Annotated in this window: 24 protein-coding genes; all 24 read left to right on the top strand. The window is 35.1% G+C overall.

What is annotated here, in order from left to right; genetic code table 11:
- Nucleotides 1-23 precede the first annotated feature (23 nt).
- Complete coding sequence (gene galE, locus F7D20_RS11990; RefSeq protein WP_158464247.1) at nt 24-1,034, top strand: UDP-glucose 4-epimerase GalE; 1,011 nt, start codon at nt 24-26, stop codon at nt 1,032-1,034.
- A gap of 35 nt (nt 1,035-1,069) precedes the next feature.
- Nucleotides 1,070-1,360: an acyltransferase family protein gene (locus F7D20_RS13105; RefSeq protein ID WP_228114187.1), complete on the top strand. Its 291-nt coding sequence runs from the start codon at nt 1,070-1,072 to the stop codon at nt 1,358-1,360.
- Nucleotides 1,361-1,373: 13 nt separating this feature from the next.
- Entirely contained in the window at nt 1,374-2,084 is a 711-nt protein-coding gene (locus F7D20_RS13250; RefSeq protein ID WP_158464246.1) for an acyltransferase family protein, read from the top strand.
- Nucleotides 2,085-2,187: 103 nt separating this feature from the next.
- The gene (locus F7D20_RS11980) at nt 2,188-2,604 is read left to right on the top strand and encodes a sugar 3,4-ketoisomerase (protein WP_158464245.1); all 417 of its coding nucleotides are present in this window, start codon (nt 2,188-2,190) and stop codon (nt 2,602-2,604) included.
- The gene (locus F7D20_RS11975) at nt 2,591-3,013 is read left to right on the top strand and encodes a sugar 3,4-ketoisomerase (protein WP_158464244.1); all 423 of its coding nucleotides are present in this window, start codon (nt 2,591-2,593) and stop codon (nt 3,011-3,013) included. The genes F7D20_RS11980 and F7D20_RS11975 overlap by 14 nt, the downstream gene beginning before the upstream one ends.
- On the top strand, nt 3,010-3,540 hold the full coding sequence (locus F7D20_RS11970; RefSeq protein ID WP_158464243.1) for an acyltransferase: 531 nt from the start codon (nt 3,010-3,012) through the stop codon (nt 3,538-3,540). Before F7D20_RS11975 ends, F7D20_RS11970 begins: the two co-directional genes overlap by 4 nt.
- A 13-nt stretch (nt 3,541-3,553) precedes the next feature.
- Complete coding sequence (locus tag F7D20_RS11965) at nt 3,554-4,675, top strand: DegT/DnrJ/EryC1/StrS family aminotransferase (protein ID WP_158464242.1); 1,122 nt, start codon at nt 3,554-3,556, stop codon at nt 4,673-4,675.
- Nucleotides 4,672-5,553 (top strand): alpha-1,2-fucosyltransferase, encoded by an 882-nt coding sequence (locus tag F7D20_RS11960; RefSeq protein ID WP_158464241.1) that lies wholly within the window; start codon nt 4,672-4,674, stop codon nt 5,551-5,553. The genes F7D20_RS11965 and F7D20_RS11960 overlap by 4 nt, the downstream gene beginning before the upstream one ends.
- Nucleotides 5,553-7,025 (top strand): oligosaccharide flippase family protein, encoded by a 1,473-nt coding sequence (locus F7D20_RS11955; protein ID WP_158464240.1) that lies wholly within the window; start codon nt 5,553-5,555, stop codon nt 7,023-7,025. Before F7D20_RS11960 ends, F7D20_RS11955 begins: the two co-directional genes overlap by 1 nt.
- On the top strand, nt 7,022-7,945 hold the full coding sequence (locus F7D20_RS11950; RefSeq protein WP_158464239.1) for a glycosyltransferase family 2 protein: 924 nt from the start codon (nt 7,022-7,024) through the stop codon (nt 7,943-7,945). Before F7D20_RS11955 ends, F7D20_RS11950 begins: the two co-directional genes overlap by 4 nt.
- 2 nt (nt 7,946-7,947) lie before the next feature.
- Nucleotides 7,948-9,018 (top strand): glycosyltransferase family 4 protein, encoded by a 1,071-nt coding sequence (locus F7D20_RS11945; RefSeq protein ID WP_158464238.1) that lies wholly within the window; start codon nt 7,948-7,950, stop codon nt 9,016-9,018.
- Between the two features lie 8 nt (nt 9,019-9,026).
- Entirely contained in the window at nt 9,027-9,320 is a 294-nt protein-coding gene (locus tag F7D20_RS13245; protein ID WP_158464237.1) for an acyltransferase family protein, read from the top strand.
- 73 nt (nt 9,321-9,393) lie between these two features.
- Nucleotides 9,394-10,059 (top strand): acyltransferase family protein, encoded by a 666-nt coding sequence (locus tag F7D20_RS13165; RefSeq protein WP_262884597.1) that lies wholly within the window; start codon nt 9,394-9,396, stop codon nt 10,057-10,059.
- A 1-nt stretch (nt 10,060) separates the two neighbouring features.
- Nucleotides 10,061-11,194, top strand: a complete 1,134-nt coding sequence (locus tag F7D20_RS11930; RefSeq protein ID WP_158464235.1) for a polysialyltransferase family glycosyltransferase — start codon at nt 10,061-10,063, stop codon at nt 11,192-11,194.
- Nucleotides 11,191-12,324 (top strand): glycosyltransferase, encoded by a 1,134-nt coding sequence (locus F7D20_RS11925; RefSeq protein WP_158464234.1) that lies wholly within the window; start codon nt 11,191-11,193, stop codon nt 12,322-12,324. The genes F7D20_RS11930 and F7D20_RS11925 overlap by 4 nt, the downstream gene beginning before the upstream one ends.
- Before the next feature lie 11 nt (nt 12,325-12,335).
- Complete coding sequence (locus tag F7D20_RS11920) at nt 12,336-13,301, top strand: glycosyltransferase family 2 protein (RefSeq protein ID WP_158464233.1); 966 nt, start codon at nt 12,336-12,338, stop codon at nt 13,299-13,301.
- 67 nt (nt 13,302-13,368) lie between these two features.
- A complete protein-coding gene (locus tag F7D20_RS11915; protein WP_158464232.1) occupies nt 13,369-14,577 on the top strand; it encodes a UDP-N-acetylglucosamine 4,6-dehydratase in 1,209 nt (402 codons plus the stop codon).
- Nucleotides 14,578-14,588: 11 nt separating this feature from the next.
- The gene (locus F7D20_RS11910) at nt 14,589-15,803 is read left to right on the top strand and encodes a LegC family aminotransferase (protein WP_158464231.1); all 1,215 of its coding nucleotides are present in this window, start codon (nt 14,589-14,591) and stop codon (nt 15,801-15,803) included.
- 126 nt (nt 15,804-15,929) lie between these two features.
- Nucleotides 15,930-16,811 (top strand): SDH family Clp fold serine proteinase, encoded by an 882-nt coding sequence (locus F7D20_RS11905; RefSeq protein ID WP_158464230.1) that lies wholly within the window; start codon nt 15,930-15,932, stop codon nt 16,809-16,811.
- Nucleotides 16,798-17,442 (top strand): acetyltransferase, encoded by a 645-nt coding sequence (locus F7D20_RS11900; RefSeq protein WP_158464229.1) that lies wholly within the window; start codon nt 16,798-16,800, stop codon nt 17,440-17,442. Before F7D20_RS11905 ends, F7D20_RS11900 begins: the two co-directional genes overlap by 14 nt.
- A 4-nt stretch (nt 17,443-17,446) precedes the next feature.
- Nucleotides 17,447-18,454 carry an N-acetylneuraminate synthase gene (gene neuB / locus F7D20_RS11895; protein WP_367383933.1) on the top strand — a complete coding sequence of 336 codons (1,008 nt, stop codon included), beginning with the start codon at nt 17,447-17,449 and terminating at the stop codon, nt 18,452-18,454.
- A complete protein-coding gene (neuC, locus tag F7D20_RS11890) occupies nt 18,451-19,602 on the top strand; it encodes a UDP-N-acetylglucosamine 2-epimerase (RefSeq protein ID WP_158464227.1) in 1,152 nt (383 codons plus the stop codon). Before neuB ends, neuC begins: the two co-directional genes overlap by 4 nt.
- Before the next feature lie 2 nt (nt 19,603-19,604).
- Complete coding sequence (locus F7D20_RS11885; protein WP_158464226.1) at nt 19,605-20,288, top strand: acylneuraminate cytidylyltransferase family protein; 684 nt, start codon at nt 19,605-19,607, stop codon at nt 20,286-20,288.
- A gap of 23 nt (nt 20,289-20,311) precedes the next feature.
- Nucleotides 20,312-21,355, top strand: a complete 1,044-nt coding sequence (locus tag F7D20_RS11880; RefSeq protein ID WP_158464225.1) for a nucleotidyltransferase family protein — start codon at nt 20,312-20,314, stop codon at nt 21,353-21,355.
- Nucleotide 21,356 lies beyond the last annotated feature (1 nt).

Genomic DNA, 21,356 nt, shown 5'->3' with positions numbered 1-21,356 from the left:
CATTTAAAAAACGATATAAAGTTATGAATATACTTTTATGTGGTGGTGCCGGCTATATCGGTACTCATACTATAATAGAATTAGACAAGGCTGGTCACAGCGTTGTAGTAGTAGATAATTTTTCAAATTCAAAACCAGAAGCTTTAAAACGTGTTTCAGTATTGATAGGAAAAAAAATCAAGTTTTACAATATAGACATATTAGATAAGTCTGCATTAAATAAGGTTTTTAATGAAAATAAATTTGATGCAGTAATTCATTATGCTGGTCTTAAATCTGTAGGTGAATCTGTATCAAAACCATTAGAATATTACCATAATAATATGACTGGTACATTTATTCTATTAGATGTAATGCGTCATCATGATTGTAAGAATATTATATTTTCTTCTTCTGCGACTGTATATGGAGATCCCGCAGTTATTCCAATAACAGAGGAGTGTCCAAAGGGGCATTGTACAAATCCTTATGGACAAACAAAATCCATGCTTGAAGAAGTTTTGATAGATGTTCAGAAAGCAGATAAAACCTGGAATATAGTATTACTAAGATATTTTAATCCAATAGGAGCGCATAAAAGCGGTTTGATAGGTGAAGATCCTAATGGTATTCCCAATAACTTAATGCCATATATAACGCAGGTAGCAGTTGGTAAACGCGAGGAACTCGGCGTTTTTGGTAACGATTATGATACACCAGATGGAACAGGAGTGCGAGATTATATTCATGTTTGCGATTTAGCCGCAGGTCATGTATGTGCATTAAGGGCTATAGAGCGTAAATGTGGTTTGGCTATATACAATCTTGGAACAGGTCATGGTTATTCAGTATTAGACGTTATAAAAGCTTTTGAAAAAGCAAATGGTGTAACTATAAGATATTCTATTAAATCTCGTAGACCTGGTGATATAGCAACTTGTTATTGCAATCCAATGAAAGCCAAAGAAGAATTAAATTGGGTAGCAAAATATGGGATTGAAGACATGTGTCGTGATAGTTGGAATTGGCAAAAGCAAAACCCTAATGGTTATTAATGTTTAAATTCAAATATTTTTTAGAAGAAAAGAAAATGGTAAACTCTAAAGAGAATTCACGTATAGTATGGTTGGATGCTTTAAAAGGAATAGGAATTCTCCTAGTTATTGTAAGTCATTCAAACTGTCAATTACCATTTGTGAATTTCTTTATAGCAGGTTATATCCAATTATTTTTTATAGCTGCTGGATTCACTTATAGGTCAAGTTTGAATTCTATTAGTTTTTGTCGAAAAAAAGCTATAAGACTTTTACTGCCGTATTTTACTTATGGACTATTAACATTATTGTTCTTCACCTTAATGGGGGGGGCAAAATTTTCTTAAAGGAATATGCGGTTTGTTGTATGGTTGTTATTCTCTAGAAGCCTATCCTAATTGCGATTTTAAAATTTTACCTATAGGAACCCAACCATTATGGTTTTTGCCAGCTATGTTTTCGGCTTATATGGTATTATGTATAAAGGAACGGATTGCAAAAGAAAAAAGATTGTTTTTTTTCATCCTTATTCTCATGATACAGTTAGGTTTGTCCAGCCAAACGTATTTGTTGCCTTGGAGTTTAGATATAGCGATATACTTTGCCTTATGTATCTTGTTTGGAGCTTTATTTAAAGAATATTTTTTTCTCGAAAAGCGAAAAGGTATATTTTTTGTTGTTCTATTAATTTACGGATTATTAATATGTATAAATAAAAATATTAATCTCAGCATAAGGGAATATGGTAGTTTCCGATATATTAGCCTTATATTGAGTTATATCATAGGAGTATTTTATACATTTATTTTATCTTACATTTGTAGGCAATTTGAAAAGAATATATTTATTGGTGTTTTGGCAAAAATAGGAAATAGCTCAATGCGTTTAATGTGTATTCATTATCCAATCATGATTTTAGTATCAGATTTTTTATGGCATTTGAATATTACCGACATGAATCATATTCTATTACTGATGATTCAAATGATTGTTATTGGTTTGATTTCAATATTAATACAATTTATCATAGATCGCTTTTGTTCGCGCTTTCCTATACTGAAATACATATAAGTTTGAAAAGTATAATGATACTCTAAGTTTTTTAAAATCTTGACTTTGTTTATAAAGTTCAAATTATATAATATACAAGTTGTAAATTATTAAGATTTAAGATATGACAATAAATGATGTGAAATTAATAGAACTTCCTCGTTTCAATGACCCACGAGGGAGCCTATCATTTGTTCAAGAATTTGACCAAATTCCTTTCAAAATCCAAAGAGTTTATTGGATCTATGATGTTCCAGGTGGCGAGAATCGTGGAGGTCATGCTTTTAAGAAAACGGAGGAATTTATTGTAGCAATGTCTGGTGCATTTGATGTTGTTGTTAGTGATGGTAAAGAGAAAAAAGTATTCTCTCTGAATCGTTCTTACTATGGGTTATATATTCCAAAAGGACTTTGGCGAGATATAGAAAACTTTTCTACTAATTCTCTTGCTCTTGAATTTGCTTCAACTAAATATGATAGAAATGATTACGTAGAAGATTTTAATGACTACATAAAATTAAAGAAGGATGGAAAAATATAATGTTTTTGATTGTTCAATAATAGAATTGGATAGGCATCATTCTGAAAGTAAGGGCAACCTTACTGTAGTACAAAATGGTGATACTCTTCCTTTCGATGTTAAAAGGGTGTATTATCTGTATGATGTTCCTGGTGGTGAAGAACGCGGATCTCACGCGCATAGAGATTTGAGTCAATTAATTATAGCTGCTTCAGGCTCTTTTACCGTAACACTTAATGATGGTAAATGTAAGAGAACTTTTTTCCTCAATCGACCATATCAAGGTTTATATGTAAAACCAGGAATGTGGAGAGATTTAGGAGATTTTTCTTCAGGAGCAGTTTGCATGGTTTTAGCTTCTGATGTATATAAGGTAGAGGATTATATTCGTAATTATGATGACTTTTTAAAATTTAGAGATTCATTATGATACACCCACTTTCTGATTGTAAATCACTTAATATTCCAGATTCAACAAATGTTTGGCAATATTGTGTCATTTTTGCCAAAGCGAAAATAGGAGAAAATTGTAACATTTGCTCTCATTGCTTAGTAGAAAATGACGTTGTAATAGGTAATAATTGTACTATAAAATGCGGTGTTCAGTTATGGGATGGCATTGAATTGGAAGATAATGTTATGATTGGAGCCAATTGTACGTTTACCAATGATATGTATCCACGTTCTAAAAACAAGGATTGGCAATTATTAAAAACAAAGGTATGTAATGGAGCATCAATTGGGGCTGGTTCAGTTATTCTTCCAGGGCTTACAATTGGTAGTCATGCTATGATAGGAGCTGGGAGTGTTGTGACAAAAAATATTCCTAAAAATACTTTGTGGATGGGAAATCCTGCACAAATGAAAGGTTATATAACAAAAGACAATAAAACTCTTGATCTTCAACTTAGAGATAAAGAAGGCAAGATACATGATTTGTCGGAAATAGATTACTAATAATTTAAAACAGATGATACCATTTTTATCATTAAAAGAAGTTACTGCTCTTCATGGGGCAGAAATTAATGAGGCTGTAAGCCGAGTTGTCAATGGAGGTTGGTACCTTCAAGGTGAAGAAAACAAAAAGTTTGAAACCCATTTCGCAGAATTTGTTGGCTCTAAATATTGTGTAGGTTGTGCCAATGGTTTGGATGCCCTTATATGGATATTCAGGGCATATATAGAAATGGGAGTTATGCAGCCTGGTGATGAGGTGATTGTGCCTGCAAATACATATATTGCAACGATTTTAGCAATTACAGAGAATGGCTTGATTCCTGTTCTTGTGGAGCCTAAACCAAATACGTTGGAGATTGATGATGACTTAATAGAGTCTCACATAACTTCTAAAACAAAGGCTATAGCTATTGTTCATCTATATGGTCGTATAGCATATACCAATAAAATTGGAGAACTGTGCAGAAAATATCAACTTAAATTAGTCGAGGATTGTGCCCAAAGTCATGGATGTAGATTTGAGGATGGTCGTATGACAGGTAATTTAGGTGATGCTGCAGGTTTCTCTTTTTACCCGGGCAAGAATTTGGGTGCTCTTGGTGATGGTGGTGCTGTAGTTACTAATGACGAAGAATTAGCAAAGACGGTACGTGCTTTAGCTAATTATGGAAGCCAAAGAAAATATGTATTCAAATATGCAGGTCGTAATAGCCGTCTTGATGAAATTCAGGCAGCAGTATTGGATGTTAAGTTGAAATATTTAGTAGAAGATAACGCTCACCGCAAAGAAGTGGCTCATTATTATTATGAGCATATTAATAATCCTCTTGTTTCTTTGCCTGATTTATTGCCAGACGAGCAGAACGCTTATCATCTATTCCCTATAATTGTACGAGATGGCAAACGGGATGCACTTCATGATTATTTACAGAATCATGGTGTTGGAACGGTTTGTCATTATCCAATTGCGCCACATCTACAGGAATGTTATGCTAATGAGTCATGGAACAAACCAACGTTGTCTCTTCCTATTACTGAAAAATTGGCTAATGAGGAATTAAGTTTGCCTATGGGTCCAGTTATATCTATAAAGGATGTTGCTACAGTAGTATATCATATAAATAATTTCAAATGATGACAGATAGCTTGATAAGATTACTGGCAAAAGTTTTAATTCGTTTTCATCTCTTAAAGAAGATGATAATTGTACGAGTTGATGGCGGAATCTGTTCTCAAATGCATTTTTTCCTAATAGGACAACAACTCAAGGAGAAAGGATTCTTGGTAAAATATGATTTAGACTGGTTTAAAAAAAATGGTAAAGATTTAACAGGAAAATTCGCACGTAATTTTGATTTATTAAAGGCTTTTCCTGATTTGGACGTATGTGTAGCTAAGAAACATGAAATTTTTTTCTATTCCAGGTTAGCCTTTTCGTCTTCTTCATACCAAATTGCCAAAGCTCCTACTTATATGGAAGGCTATTATGCTAATGATCAATCAATGTATAGAAAAGATTTTCATAGATTTTTCAAATTTAGGAAATCAGTACTTGATTCTGAAAACAATAAATTATTTAATGAAATTCTTACAAAGAGTAACACAGTTGCTATCCATGTGAGAAGGGGAGATCTTGCGGTAACAAATGGAGCTTATGGCGCTCCTGTTAATACTGATTACTTTATAAAAGTTCTTCATAAAATACAAGAAGAAAAAGGCAGATTAAACTGCTACATATTCTCTGACGAACCCGAATGGGTTAAAAATAATATGATTCAAGAATTACCCTGTGAAAATTCATATTATTTAGTCGATATAAATGGTTCTGATAGAGGCTATATGGATATGTTTTTAATTAGTGCCTGCAAGTTTCAAATTACCAGTAAAGGCAGTTTAGGAAAATTTGGTGGCTTTTTAAACTCTGATATGGATGGTAAAATTTATGTGTATGATGATGAAATAGAACGCAAAAATTGGTCTAACGTTCATGATAAAATTGAATTTATTAATTAATGGCACAATATAGAAGTATATTAAAAGCAACGTCAATATTTGGGGGAACCCAAGTGTTGTCAATGTTTGTAACAATTATACGTTCCAAGTTTGTAGCTATTTTGATAGGAAGTACAGGCATGGGATTGTCTTCGATGTATATGTCTTCCCTGACAATGGTTATTACAATATTTGGTTTGGGAATTGGTACAAGTGTTGTTCGTGAATTGAGTTCTTGTCGAGAAAATGGAGATATAGAAAGATTTACTCTGATTGTAAGTGTTTATAAAAGAATTTTGTTGTTTTCTGCTATAGCAGGAACAATATTTGTTATATTATTATCGCATTTCTTTAGTGAGTGGGCATTTAAAACCAATGAACATACCATAGATTATTGTTTTCTTTCTTTGATCGTCCTTTTTACTTTGCTCAGTTCAGGTAACAATGCTTTGCTGGTATCTATGCGTAAAATTAAGGATACTGCATCATGTGGTATTATAGGCTCTATCGTATCTCTCTTAACCAGTATTCCGCTATTTTATTTTTGGGGAATTGATGGTATAGTTCCTGGTCTTATTATTTCTACATTTGCAAATTATGTTATAACTTTCTTTTATGCAAGAAAACTTAAAATTAGGACCAAATATGTGTCCTTACACGAAATATATAAATATGGGCGGCCAATGGTAACATTAGGCGTAGCTATGATTGTAGCAAGTCTTGTTGGACAGCTTGTAACTTATCTCATAAATATTTCGATATCTCGTTTAGGTGGATTATCAGACATAGGCTTTTTTAATGCAGCTATGGGTATCACTTTACAAGTAATAGGTATGGTTTATGCGGCTATGGCTGCTGATTATTATCCGCGCTTAGCAGGTGTTATGAATGATAGAGAAAAAATGAGTGAGACAATCAATGAGCAAAGTGAAATACTATTGCTTCTTACTATGCCTATTTTATCAATATTTATTATTATAGCCCCTATAGTGATCAGAATACTGTTGAGCAGCGAGTTTTTGGTCATAACTTCATTTATTCGTATTGTATGTTTAGGTATGTTGTTGAAAACTGCAGCTTATGCATTAGGATATGCATCATTTGCAAAAGGAGACAAAAAAATATATCTTTTTTTAGAAGGGGGATATTCTAATGGAGTCAACTTGATACTTTCTGTATCTTTTTATTATCTATGGGGATTGATAGGGTTAGCTTGGTCTTTTGTAGTTAATTATTTATTATACTATATAGTAATTTCTTATGTCGATGTTAAAAGATACCAGTATTCGATGTCTAAGGAATTAAAACATTTGACGTTTCTTTCTTTTGTGGTATTAGGTGTAATGTTAGTATTAGATATGACAACAGAAGGAATTATCTATTATTTCAGTTCTTCTATTATTGCTTGTGCAGTATTGGTATATTATCTCTATTTACTCAATAAAAAAACTGGTCTTTATCAAGTTGTTAAAACTAAAATTTTAAAGAAATGAAAGAGTATCCATTAGTGTCTGTGGTAGTTGTTACATATAATTCATCTCAGACGATTTTGCAAACACTTGAAAGTGTGAGGATGCAAGATTATGAAAAAATAGAATTGATAATTTCGGATGATAACTCTTCTGATAATACAGTCGCAGTTTGTGAAGAGTGGATTAACAATCATAGAAATCGCTTTGTAAAGCCTAAAATTATCACCACATCAAATAATACAGGTGTTACAGGTAATGTTAACAGAGGTTGGAGGTCATGCAGTGGTGAATGGGTGAAGATTTTTGGTGGTGATGATTTATTTTTGCCTCATGCAATTAGTGCAGTTATGGATTTTGTCACACCAGAGAAAAGTATTATAGTTTCACAGTATAATTCATTCACGGAAGTAAATGGTAAAGAAATAATAGGTCCTTTGCATCCTAAATCTGAACTTGCTACATTTTATGAAGAGGAAAATCCTGAAATCCGAAAAAAGCTTATTCTTCATACCTTTATAGAGGCAACTATCGGATATTTTATACGTCGAAAAGTTTTGGAAAAGGTTGGTGGATATGATGAACGCTTCTCGATGTTTGAGGATGCTCCTCTCTTTTTCAAACTAACTTACATGGGATATAAGTTTTATCTATTGAAAAAGCCTTGCTTCCTCTACCGTATCAGTGAAAGTATTACGCATCCATCGACAGATAAGGTGTATAATGTGAGATTCAAGGAAAGTTCACTCCTCTATCATCGAAAAGTTGTGAACAAGCATATCCCTTGGTGGAATATCGTTTATCATCAATCCTTTTGGATGGCATTCTTGCAATTTCATCTAATCGTGAAGTTGGCTCATAACCGCAATAATAAGCTTTCACACTTTATAAAAACAACTATCTATTACTTGACAATAGATAATTACTTGAAAAAAGAGCAATAGAAATGAAAAAAATAAAAATATTCTTGGGTGCATTCGTCAATTATCAAGCTGCCCAAAACATCAATTGTCGTTCTTTATCTAAGCATCTTGACAAAGATAAATTTGAGGTTTCTACCATCTTGTACCCATATCCCAATGCTACTGATTTTGTAGAGGAAGAAGGGGTTAGGTATATCAAGATGAGTCCTCACATGCGCAGTTTGGGATGGTGGGCTGTGGTAAAAGGGATTATTCAATGTGATGTGGTATATTGGGTAAAATGTGAATACAATACGTTGGCGTATATTACAGCCAAGTTATTTCGCAAAAAGCTTTTTACAACAGTAGAAGGTATCCTTGTAGAGTCTGATATAAAGAAAGCTAAGAATGCGGAAAGGTATCTTCATTCTTTCAGAAGGGTTTCTCCATATCTCTATGCTATTACTCAACATATAAAGGAAGATGTAGGAAGAAGGCATCATTTTCAGTTTGCTGATACAATTCTATATCTTGGTGTGGAAACTCAAAAGTTTCTAAACTGTCAAAATGAATTGAGAGACGGCAAGTTGAGAAATATTTGTTTTATAGGCAATAACCTTGTCAATAAGGGAATAGAGGACTTTTTTGATATGTCTAAAGAATTTCCTCAAATTCAATTCCATATTATTGGTACAAATGCACTATGGAATGGTACAAAATTAGAGGACTATTTGGAAGATAACGCTCTAACCAACATTACTTATCATGGCAAACTGAATCATACAGAGTTGGCTAATCTATTACGAAAAATGGATTTGATGTATTTTACCTCCAGAGCGGAAGGTTTTGGTAAGGTGACATTTGAAACGGCGTGTGCAGGTTGTCCAACACTTTGCTATTCTGATTATGGGGCTACAGAATGGATAAACAATGGCGAAAATGGTTTTGTGGTTGATACATACGAAGAGGCAAAAAATGTTATAGCTGCACTTTGTGATAATCCTGCAAAATTGAAAGCTATGTCGGATAAGGCGATTGAATTAGGCAAGAGTTTCGATTGGGCACAATTGGTTGGCACATGGGAAGACGAGATAATTCGGATTTATAATTCTTAAATAGCAATATGAAGCGAATAATAGGATTGGATTATCTTCGGGTATATACCGTATTCATGGTGTTCTTGTTCCATTCTTGGATGCATTTAGGTTGTTCTTTTGGAAAACTAACATCATTTGTTAGTGAAGGAGCTGTCTATATGACACTTTTCTTTATGATGTCTGGCTATGTCTTGGGGCTGAAATACAAAGAACTTCCTATGGATGGAGCAGCATTATTGACATTCTATAAAAAACGTTTGGTATCGGTATTGCCTCTTTATATAGTATGTGTAATACTATACCCCCCCCATATTCGGTGAAGAGACGTTGTTGCAGAACTTGCTGATATTACCAGTTGAACTGTTTGGGATACAATCTGTATTTCCTTCTTTAATGACTGTTACTCATAATGGTGGAACTTGGTTCGTGTCATGTATTGTTATCTGTTATCTTCTTTTCCCTTTGGCAATATTGTTGATAAGAACCATTTCTAAAAAGTGTCTTTGTTTTGTCATTTCTATGGCGTATTTGGTTCTATTACTGTCACCATGGATAGTATATATCTTTCATATAGAACAGATTTACAGTAATCCGTTCTTTCGATTTCTGGAGTTCTTGATGGGAATTGTCATGGCTGTAAATGTAAAAAGCTTGCAAATTAAGTATGGATGGCTGAATAAGAAAATAAGCATATTAGCCTCTTATGTCTTTATTGTAGGTGTTGTTATGTTGTTGCTAAAAATACAAATCCCTCATGTCACATATATGAGCTATAGCGCAGTATTGCTTCCTTTCTTTGCTTGGCAATTATTGGCACATACAACAAAACCTCAGCTTGCCAAGAATAAAATTTTGAAATACTGTGCGGATATATCTTATGCGTTTTTCTTGATGCAACTGTTTGTGTTTAAGCTAACCTTAAATATATCTGCATATTTTGATTTGACCAAGCACATCTGTTTGTTCTTAATAGCCCTTTTGCTTTGTTTTTGTTTTGCTTCATTAGGCCATGGTATTATAGAACACCCCTTGGCATTGAGGTTGAAAAAGAAAATGTAAAATGATGAAAGCATTATTTTTTGTTTATACTCCTTTCCAATTCTTGGTGGCTCAACTCATTGCGCGTCAAGAAGGATTAGAGGAAAGTGTATTGGTAGAGGGATATGTAGGAAACAATAAGCATTTCCTTGAAATATACAAGATTCTTAAAATCGATTCTTTATGGGGAAAAACTTATGTGTTGCCAGAATTACCCTCTTGGGATGGATTGGTAATAAGAAACTTACAGGATGTGAAAAAAGCCTATTCTAATTATAAATGGCTGAAAGGGATAGCTAGAGATAATCAGATAGATACTTTTTTCTTAGGGGAAAACAAAAACCAGTCTATTCGGTTTACTGCTAAAGTATTCTCTCATTTAGGATATAAAATCGCATATTATGAGGAGGGATTGGCGCATTATATCAAGGAAGACTATAGGTCAAACAACTCTTTGGCTTTCAAACTGAAAGTGCTGTTGCGAGATTTGACATATTATCTTCCTTTGTATCATGTTAGTTTTGCCAAATGGCGTTATCAACCAGGGAAAGCACTTGATGAGAATTTTCCTATGGATGCAAGATATAGCATGTTGCCTGTCTTTCATGGTGAGAAAGAGCATATAGTCAAACCTCATATTGAATTTTCGGATAAGCTAAAGCGGTATATAGATTCATGTGTGGGTGATGCAAATGGATTGCACCAAGTGTTATTGTTGACTCAGCCTTTGGATGAGGCTTATTGGGAAATCGAAAATTTCGAGGAGATTTATATAAACGTTATAACCAATGCCTTAGAAGCACTACCTTCTGATGTGACAGTGTATGTGAAGTTTCATCCAAGAGATAACGCCGTGTTTAGGAAAAATCTGTTGGAAAAACTTAAAGCAACGAAAATCAAAACTGTCGTATTGTCGGAAGACATAAATTTACCAGTTGAGATTTATCTTCAATATATGACGTTTGAAAAGATATATTTCTTCTTCTCATCGACTTATGCTTACAATGGATATTTGTTCCCTAAGCAAGAGTTTGTCAGTCTTCTTCCTCTGTTGAATGAAGAATGTGTAAAAGCAGTTGGTCATGAATTTGATTTTTATAAGCGAATCATTTCACTTTTTGATTTAATCTCTAATCTTTCAGCAAACAAAGCATGAAAAGGATATTATTTATCATACAGGAATATACTCAGGGAGGCATAACAAAATGTTTGGAAAATTTGTTGGGCTTTTTTCCTCAGACCAATTATGAGATATTCATATATAGCTTATATGAGGATGGAGGAGATTATTACAAGAAAGTTTTTGCCGACCGTATCGTGAAAAAGAGCAAGTTGTACTGTCTTCTACATGACAATGTTTATACAAGAAAAATAATGGGTGCCTATAACAAACTGACGAATGCTTACAATTTCGGCTTCTTGTATCGTTATGAGGTTGCATATCTCCAAAAAAAATATAACTTTGATGTGGTGGTGGCTTATCATGAAGGGATGACTGTAGAGTTTGCTTCATATTTTTCTAATGCTAAAAGGATAACATGGTTTCATTGTGACCCAAAGATTTTGGGACGTGATATGATAAAAACATACGGTCGCTATTATGAGATGATGGATGTTGTGGTTGGCGTATCTTCTATCGTAAAGAAATCATTTTTGGAATTGATGCCACACTTTTCAGGTAAAGTGAAGGTCATCCATAATTTCCTTGATATGGATTTCATCAAAAAACAAGCAGGAAATGAAGTCTCTGATTACCCACAAACAAAAGAGAACATTTTTAGGATTATATCAATAGGGCGTTCCACAAAAGTAAAACAATTTGATAAGATACCAGAAATCATGCGTCAAGTTGTAGAACAAGGAGTGAAAAATGTATGTTGGTATATAATAGCTTCGGGTGCAGAATGCAATGATGAAATAAATAAAGCCATTATAGATAATGGGATGGAAAATTACGTGAAAATGTTGGGGGAAAAGGATAATCCTTATCCCTACATTAAACAATCTGATTTGTTAGTTTCAACATCTTATTCCGAGGCATATCCTACGGTTATTAACGAAGCACAGACTTTAGGTATTCCTGTGATGGCAAATGACTATCCTTCTGCAAGCGAGATTATTTCTGAGGGGTGTGGCTTTGTATGTCCTTTGGAGGATATGCCTTTGTTGATATGTAAATTAGCAAATGATGAAGAAGGGGTGTATGCTTCTGCAAAACAGTATGTGGCAAGGTTTGTCTATGATAATCAAGGAATAATTGCTCAATTAAATAATTTGTTCGACTAATGTTCTATAATATGAACCCATTGATTAGTGTTATAATACCAGTTTATAATGCAGAAAAAACTATCAAAAAGACCTTGGATAGCATACGAGAACAGACTTTCTTGAATTTTGAGGTCATAATGATTGATGATGGTAGTACAGATGCGAGTGGGGATATTTGTGATGAATACACTCGCTACGATAAACGATTTAAGGTAAAGCATAAGCAGAACCAGGGTGTTAGTGCCGCCCGTCAGGATGGAATTGATATGTCGAAAGGTGAATATACTATCCACATTGATCCTGATGATTGGGTTGAACAGCCAATGCTTAAAGAACTATATCTTAAAGCAGTGGAAAGTAATGCTGATATGGTAATATGTGATTTTTTTGAGAACATAGGTCAGCAACAAATATACCATAAACAACAACCGGGTAATATTGACTCTGCAACAGTTCTGCGAGAACTGTTCCAACAACTGCATGGCAGTTGTTGTAACAAACTCGTTAGACGCGTTTGTTACAACAACTTTGACATTTCATTTCCTTCTGGAATCTATTATTGTGAAGATTTGTATGTAAATGCAAAGATATTAATGCATTCTATTAAGGTAGCTTATCTTCCAAAAGCTTATTATCATTATGTTCAATATAATAATAAGGCAACATTAGTTAGATATTATGATGATAATACTTATAATCATGATATAAAATTGAAGGCACTATTCTTAAATTTGCTTAGTAAAAGTAATATTGTACAAGAAGAACAAATAATAGAGTTTTTTGATAAGACTATCATTTTTCGTGCTTTTGAAAATGGTTATAATTATTATTCATCAAGATTATTTAAGAAGCGATTCTCTGCTTTCTTGCCTCTTGTTCAGAAAAACTTTAATGGAAAAGAAAAGTTCTTTCTTATTCTTTCAATAAAGGGTTTTTATAGGCAGGCAAGATATATAAAAATGTTGTTGCAAAAAGTTAAAGAACTTATTAGGTGATAATTAAAAATTTTAAATCAGATGCTCATATCACTCTGATTAATAATCCAAATAACATAATATAAATATGTTCAATCTTAATAAATTCATAGGTCAGTATGTGACCCGGCGTGAAAAGAGTATGTTTGCTCAGGATATTGAGGCAAACAAGGAAAAACTTTCAGCTGAAATAAAAGGCAAGAAAGTTTGTGTGATTGGAGGTGCTGGTTCTATCGGTTCTTCATTCATCAAGGCAGTTCTTCGCTTTGAACCACAGAGCGTAGTTGTTGTAGACTTGAATGAGAACGGATTGGCAGAATTGGTTCGTGATGTGCGAAGCACAGAAGGACTTTATGTACCTGATGAGTTCCGTTGCTACACCCTCAATTTTGCAGATCCAATCTTCGAACGTATTTTCCGTGAGGAGAAGGGCTTTGACATTGTAGCCAATTTCTCTGCCCACAAGCATGTACGTTCAGAGAAAGATAAGTATAGTGTTCAAGCACTCATCGAAAACAACGACATCAAGGCAAAGAAACTGATGGATTTGCTTTGCGTGTACCCACCAAAGCATTTCTTCTGCGTATCTACAGATAAGGCTGCTAACCCAGTCAACATCATGGGAGCCAGCAAGCGCATTATGGAAGACTTGGTAATGGCTTATAATGAGCATTTCAAAGTAACAACAGCTCGTTTTGCCAATGTTGCTTTCTCTAATGGTTCTTTGCCAGATGGATGGATCCATCGTTTGCAGAAGAAGCAGCCTTTGGCAGCCCCATCAGATGTGAAGCGATACTTTGTATCTCCTGAGGAGTCTGGTCAGATTTGTATGTTGGCTTGTATCCTTGGTAATGGCGGTGAGGTGTTCTTCCCTAAGTTGGGTGAAGAGCAGATGCTTACCTTCTCATCTATCTGTGATGACTTCGTAAAGGCAGAAGGTTTTAAGAAGGTGGAGTGTAAGAACGATCCTGAGGCAAAGAAGTATGCTGCAGATATGGATTATGAGAGTGACAACTATCCTGTTGTTTACTTCAAGAGTGATACTACAGGCGAGAAAGCTTACGAGGAATTCTATGTTCCTGGTGAAAAAATCAACATGACTCGTTTCTCTGCACTCGGTGTAGTAGAGGAAACAACCCGTCGTCCGATGCCAGAGATTAACCAGTTCTTTGATGAGTTGGAAGGTATCTTTGCTGAACCAGGCTTCACCAAGGCAGAAATCGTGACATCAATCAAGAAGTTTATACCTAATTTCGAGCATGAGGAAAAAGGTAAGAATTTGGATCAAAAAATGTAATTCTCAATAAAATGGCAGATTTTAAGAAAACGATAGACTTTATCAAGTCTGTTTATGGCAACCAGGAGTTTACTCCTTTGGCTGTTCCTGTTTTTGCAGGTAATGAAAAGAAATACCTCAACGAGTGTATCGACACAACCTTCGTTTCATCCGTAGGTAAGTTTGTTGATCGCTTTGAGGAGGATATGGCAAAATACACAGGTGCCAAGAAGGCGGTGGTATGTGTAAGTGGTACCAATGCCCTTCACATGAGCTTGTTGCTTGTTGGTGTTAAGCAAGAAGATGAGGTTTTGACTCAGGCTCTTACTTTCATTGCAACCTGTAATGCGTTGAGTTATATTGGAGCTCATGCGGTATTCATTGATGTTGATCGTTCAACAATGGGTCTTTCTCCTGATTCTTTGAAGGCATGGCTTCAGAAAAATGCCGAGATACGCAAGAATACTCGTAAGGGAGAACTTCCAAAGAGTAGAGATTTTGCTTTTGAAGAGGATGACTTGGCTTGTTATAACAAGAATACTGGTCGCCGTGTTAAGGCTTGTGTTCCTATGCACTCATTCGGTCACCCTGTCCGCATTGATGAGATTGCTGCTATCTGTAAAGAGTGGCATATCGAACTTGTAGAGGATGCTGCAGAGAGTATTGGTTCAACTTTCAAGGGACAGCATACAGGTACATTTGGTAAGATTGGTGCAATAAGCTTCAATGGCAACAAGACCATCACTACTGGTGGTGGCGGTATGATGCTCTTCAATGATGAGGAGTTGGGAGCATACGCAAAGCATATCACCACACAGGCGAAGATTCCACATCGTTGGGAGTTCCGTCACGACCATGTAGGTTACAACTACCGTATGCCAAATATCAATGCTGCTATGGGATGCGCTCAGTTGGAGAACATTGATAAGTATGTAGCAAGCAAGCGTAAGGTTGCTGCAGAGTATGAGGAGTTCTTCAAGAATGTACCAGAAATAGAGTTCTTTGTGGATTCTCCAAATACAGTTTCTAACTATTGGCTCAATGCTGTTATCTTGAAAGATAAGGAGGCTCAGATTGATTTCCTTACCCAGACCAATGATAATGGCGTAATGACTCGCCCTATCTGGGAGTTGATGAATCGTTTGCCGATGTTTGAGAATTGTGAGAACGATGGTTTGGAGAACACTATCTGGTTTGCAGATAGAGTAGTGAATATTCCAAGTAGTGTAAGATTATGGCAAAAGTAGAATTAAACAAAACATTATATTCCGTAATGAGAGGGAATATATCAATTAAAACAAATACAATACAAAAAATGTCATTTTGTTCTATAAATAAATATAAAACAGAATCAATAACACAAGCGAAGGATTATGGCAAATTGGAGTGATATACTTGATGACGTGAACACGTATCAAGATTCAATCGGAAGATTGAATTCTATAAGACAGGAGAATTTAGACAAGATAAGCACCTTAACAGGCAGAAATGTTATATCATATTATTCAGGCTGGTTGAAAAATCCAGAAGCTCCAAATATACAAATTAATGATAATGACATTAATGCATTAATGAATGCTGTTTATAAGTTGGATTCTTCTAAAGGATTAGATATAATATTACATACGCCTGGAGGTGATATTGCTGCAACAGAGAGCATTGTAAATTATCTTCAAAGTGTCTTCCCTAATAATATAAGAGCAATAATACCGCAATTATCTATGTCTGCAGGAACAATGATAGCATTGTCTTGTAATTCTATTATTATGGGAAAACAATCATCGTTAGGTCCAATAGATCCTCAATTTGGTGGTATTGCATGTCAAGGAATACTTGATGAATATCAAAGAGCGATAACTGCAATATCTGCAAATCCTAATGTTTTAGGATTGTGGCAAACTATTATTTCGAAGTATCATCCTACTTTAATAGGAGATTGCGAAAATGCGGTTAAATGGTCTAAGGAATTAGCTACAAAATGGTTGCAGCATGTTAATGGCTCTATAGATATGAGAAATGTTGAAGATTTGTTTATAAGCCATGCAAATAGTTATTCTCATAGTAGACATATTTCAAGAGAAGAATGTAAAAATGTAGGATTAAAAATTGAAGATTTAGAATCTTCTCAAGATTTACAAGATGCTATTTTGAGCCTTCATCATTGTTATATGATATTGTTTGATAAGTGGCGTTATTCAAAAGTCATAGAAAATCATATCGGAGGGCATTATTTGCAAACATATGCAGAATCGTAAATTAATTCTCATCGGTGGCGGTGGTCATTGTAAATCAGTGATTGAAGTTGCTGAAAGTGCAGGCTATGAAATCAAGGGAATCCTTGATATGCCTGATGAAGTTGGCAAGGAGGTTCTACCTGGTCATAAGGTTATAGGAACCGATGATGAGATTCCTCAATATGTTGAGGAGTGTGATTTCGTTATAACTGTAGGCTTCATCAAAAATCCAACCCTCCGAATCAAACTATATAATAAGGTGAAGGCGGCTGGAGGCAGATTGGCAACAATCATTGCCTCTACCGCTCACGTTAGTAAATATTCAGAACTAGGCGAAGGTACTGTCATTATGCATCATGCTTTTGTCAATGCAGGTGCAAAGATTGGTGATAATTGCATCATCAATACTTTCGTAAATATAGAACATGACGCAGAGGTTGGTAATCAATGCCACATCTCGACAGGAACCATGGTAAATGGTGAATGTAAGATAGGAGAGAATTGTTTTATAGGTTCTCAATCCGTTTGTGCCAACTGTATCGGAATAGCTTCTGATATTATTATCGGTGCAGGTTCTGTAGTTCGTAAGTCTATATGTGTGAAGGGAATTTATGCAGGAAATCCTGTTATCCTTAAAATTAAAGCAAAATAGCATGATTAATCATACATTAATAATTGCAGAAGCTGGTGTCAATCATAATGGTTCCTTGGATATAGCCAAGCAACTTATAGATGCAGCAGTTGATGCAGGTGTTGATATAATTAAGTTTCAAACCTTCAAGGCTGATAAACTGGTATCAAAAGATGCCAAGAAAGCAGAATATCAGAAGGAAAATATAGGTGATGGTGATGATTCTCAGTATCAGATGCTCAAGAAATTAGAGCTGTCTGATGCTGATCATCAAGAACTTGTTGCCTATTGTCATCAAAAAGGTATCCGTTTTTGGTCAACAGCTTTTGATTTGGAAAGTATTGATTTCTTGCATTCTCTTGGTTTGGGACTTTGGAAAATTCCTTCTGGTGAAATTACTAACTATCCATTCATCAAGAAAATAGCTCTTCTTCATGAGCCGGTCATCATGTCCACCGGAATGTGCGATGAAGAAGATATCAGGAATGCGATGGAAGTATTGTTGAAGAACGGCTTGACTAAAAAGCAAATTACAATCTTGCATTGCAATACCCAATATCCTACACCAATGAAGGATGTCAACTTGAAGGCAATGCTAACCATCAAACAGGATTTTGGGACTATTGTTGGTTATTCAGATCATACCCAAGGGATAGAAGTACCTATAGCAGCTGTAGCTCTTGGCGCACAGGTCATTGAAAAGCATTTCACTCTTGATAGAAATATGGTTGGTCCTGATCATAAAGCCTCTTTGGAGCCACAAGAACTTAAGGCTATGGTTCAAGCCATCCGTAATATTGAGCAGGCTCTGGGAACCGGTATAAAACAGGTTTCTGATTCAGAACGTGCCAATATTGCTGTAGCTCGCAAGAGTATTGTAGCAAGTACCTCTATAAAAAAAGGTGAGACATTGTCTGATGACAACTTAGCTGTTAAGCGCCCTGGTACTGGCATAACACCTATGCGTTGGGAAGAAGTTGTAGGAACCAAAGCGATTAAAGATTATCAACCAGACGAACAAATACAATTATGAGAAAGATTTGTTTTGTAACAGGCACTCGTGCAGAATATGGTTTGTTAAGTCGTTTGATGAGATTAGTCAAAGAGGATAGAGATTTGCGTCTCCAAGTCATAGCCACCAATATGCATCTGATGCCCGAATATGGAGAAACCTATAAAGAAATAGAGAAAGATGGTTTTATTATAGATAAAAAGGTCTATATGCATAAACCTTCTGATGATGCTCATGGCATTATTTCATCAATGGTAGAAGAAATGCAAGGTATGAATGATGCCTTGTCAGAGCTAAAACCTGATATTCTAGTACTCTTGGGTGATAGATATGAGATACTTGTTGCTGCTCAGGTAGCGTTGATTCATCGTATTCCTATTGCTCATATTCATGGTGGGGAAGTTACTGAAGGCGCATTCGATGATGCCATCCGTCATTCCGTGACAAAGATGTCGTCTTTGCATTTTACATCTTGTGAAGAATATCGCCATCGAGTTATCCAGATGGGAGAACAACCATCTAGAGTTTTTGATGTAGGTTCTTTAGGGGTAGAAAATATCAAGGCGGTTCCTTTGATGACGAAGGATGAACTTGAAGCATCCTTGGATTTCAAGATTGATACACAAACAATTCTTGTTACTTATCATCCTGTGACCCTTGGTGGTGATCCTGCCAAAGACATTCGTGAGTTTTTGGAAGCTTTAGACCAGTTCAAAGATCTCAAAGTAATCTTCACTATGCCAAACTCAGATACAGGAAGGGATGCTATAGCTTTGGCTGTAGAGAAGTATGTACAGAATCATTCTAATCGTGCAAAGGCTTATACATCATTGGGATTAAAGCGTTATCTTTCAGCCCTTCAGTTTGTAAAGGCAGCAGTAGGCAACTCCTCTAGTGGAATCATTGAAGTTCCTTCATTTGGTATTCCAACCTTAAATATTGGAGATAGACAAAAGGGAAGACTTGCCTCTAAGAGTGTTGTTAATTGTGGTACTTCAAAGGATGAGGTAATAGCTGGACTTAAGCTTTGTTTATCCGAAGAGATGCAAAAGGCTGCAAAGACTTATGAAAATCCGTATGCCAAATCAAATACAGCTAACTTGATATATCAGGAACTTAAAAATGTTGAGTTGACAGGTTTGAATTTGAAAACTTTTTATGACTTATAGATATGGAAGATATTTTAGTAGTTATACCAGCTCGAGGTGGCAGTAAAGGACTTCCTGGTAAAAATATTAAGAATCTTTGTGGTAAGCCCCTAATAGCATATTCAATAGATGTTGCGCGAGCCATCACAATAGACGATAATATTTGTGTGTCAACTGACGATCAAAAGATTATTGATGTAGTAGAAAAATATGGCTTACATGTGCCATTTGTACGCCCGATAGAACTTGCTTCCGATACAGCGTCTACAAATGATGTCCTTTTGCATGCTGTCAAGTTTTATGAAGAAAAAGGCAAGAAGTTTAATAAGATTCTTCTTTTGCAGCCAACTTCACCTTTGCGTACTATAGAACAAGTAAAGGATGCAATTACTTTATATAGAGATGATATTGATATGGTCGTCTCTGTAACGAAGTCACATGCTCCTGCTGTGTTATGTAATGATAATGATGATGGCTTCGTTAATCTTATATATAATAAACATGCAGGTGGTCGGCAGTCCCTTCCTTCATTTTATGAGTTCAATGGCGCCATCTATGTCATTAATGTCGAAGCTCTTAAACAAAAAGGATTAGGTGGCTTTGATAAACGAATAAAATATGTAATGTCAAAAGAAACATCAATCGATATTGATGATATTTATGACTTCTTGTTTGTTGAGTCGATTATAAACAAAACTCAAAAGTAAATCACATTATAAAAATAAATAATATGTTTTCAAAATATTTGATTAAGTCGGATGTAACTTTGTTAAAAGCCTTAGAAGCCATTAATTCAATAGGCGGTATGGATGCATTGACCCTGTTTGTGGTAGATGAGAAAAATAGTGTAATCGGTTCTCTTACTGATGGTGATATTCGCCGCGGACTGATAAAGGGTGAAAGTTTGGAAAGTAACGTTATTAAAATTGCTAATAAATTATTTACATATATAAGAACTACAGAATGTGACGTTAAAACTATACACATTGCAAAAGAAAAAGGAATAGAACTTCTTCCTGTGCTTGATAACGATATGAAAATAGTTGATGTTGTTAATCTAAGGAAACAAAGAACCCGACTTCCTATTGATGCTGTACTTATGGCTGGAGGAAAGGGAGTCCGCCTTCGTCCTTTAACAGAAACTACTCCTAAACCATTGCTTCCTGTAGGGGGTAAACCTATTATTGATTATAATATAGACAGTTTGATGGAGAATGGTATTAAGCATATTTCTGTAACAGTCAATTATCTGCATGAACAATTGGAGGAGCATTTTGCTACCCCTGTAAATGGGGTACAAGTTGATTGTATAAAAGAACCACAGTTCTTAGGAACAATGGGTGCAACACAATTCGTTGCAAAGTTCTATAATGATGTGGTACTTGTGATGAATTCAGACCTCTTTACTAATATAGATTATGAGGATTTCTATCTTCATTTTATGGAGCATAATGCAGATATGTCTGTTGCTGCTGTTCCATATTCTATTTCTGTTCCTTATGGAATTTTTGAATTAGAAGGTAGAAATATAAAGGGAGTAAAAGAAAAGCCTGTCTACAATTATTTTGCCAATGCAGGCATCTATCTCATCAAACGTGAGCTATTAGAGAATATGCCAAAGAATACATTCTATAATGCTACCGACCTGATGAATGATGCTGTAGCAGCAGGTAAAACAGTTATTCGTTATCCGATAACTGGTTATTGGCTTGATATTGGCAGCCATGAAGAATATAAGAAAGCCAATGAATTAGTAAAACATATTAAAAAATAAT

Source organism: Segatella copri (assembly GCF_009495355.1).
GTDB lineage: Bacteria > Bacteroidota > Bacteroidia > Bacteroidales > Bacteroidaceae > Prevotella.
The sequence above is the reverse complement of the archived record's forward strand: the minus strand, read 5'-3'. Positions and strand labels throughout refer to the sequence as shown.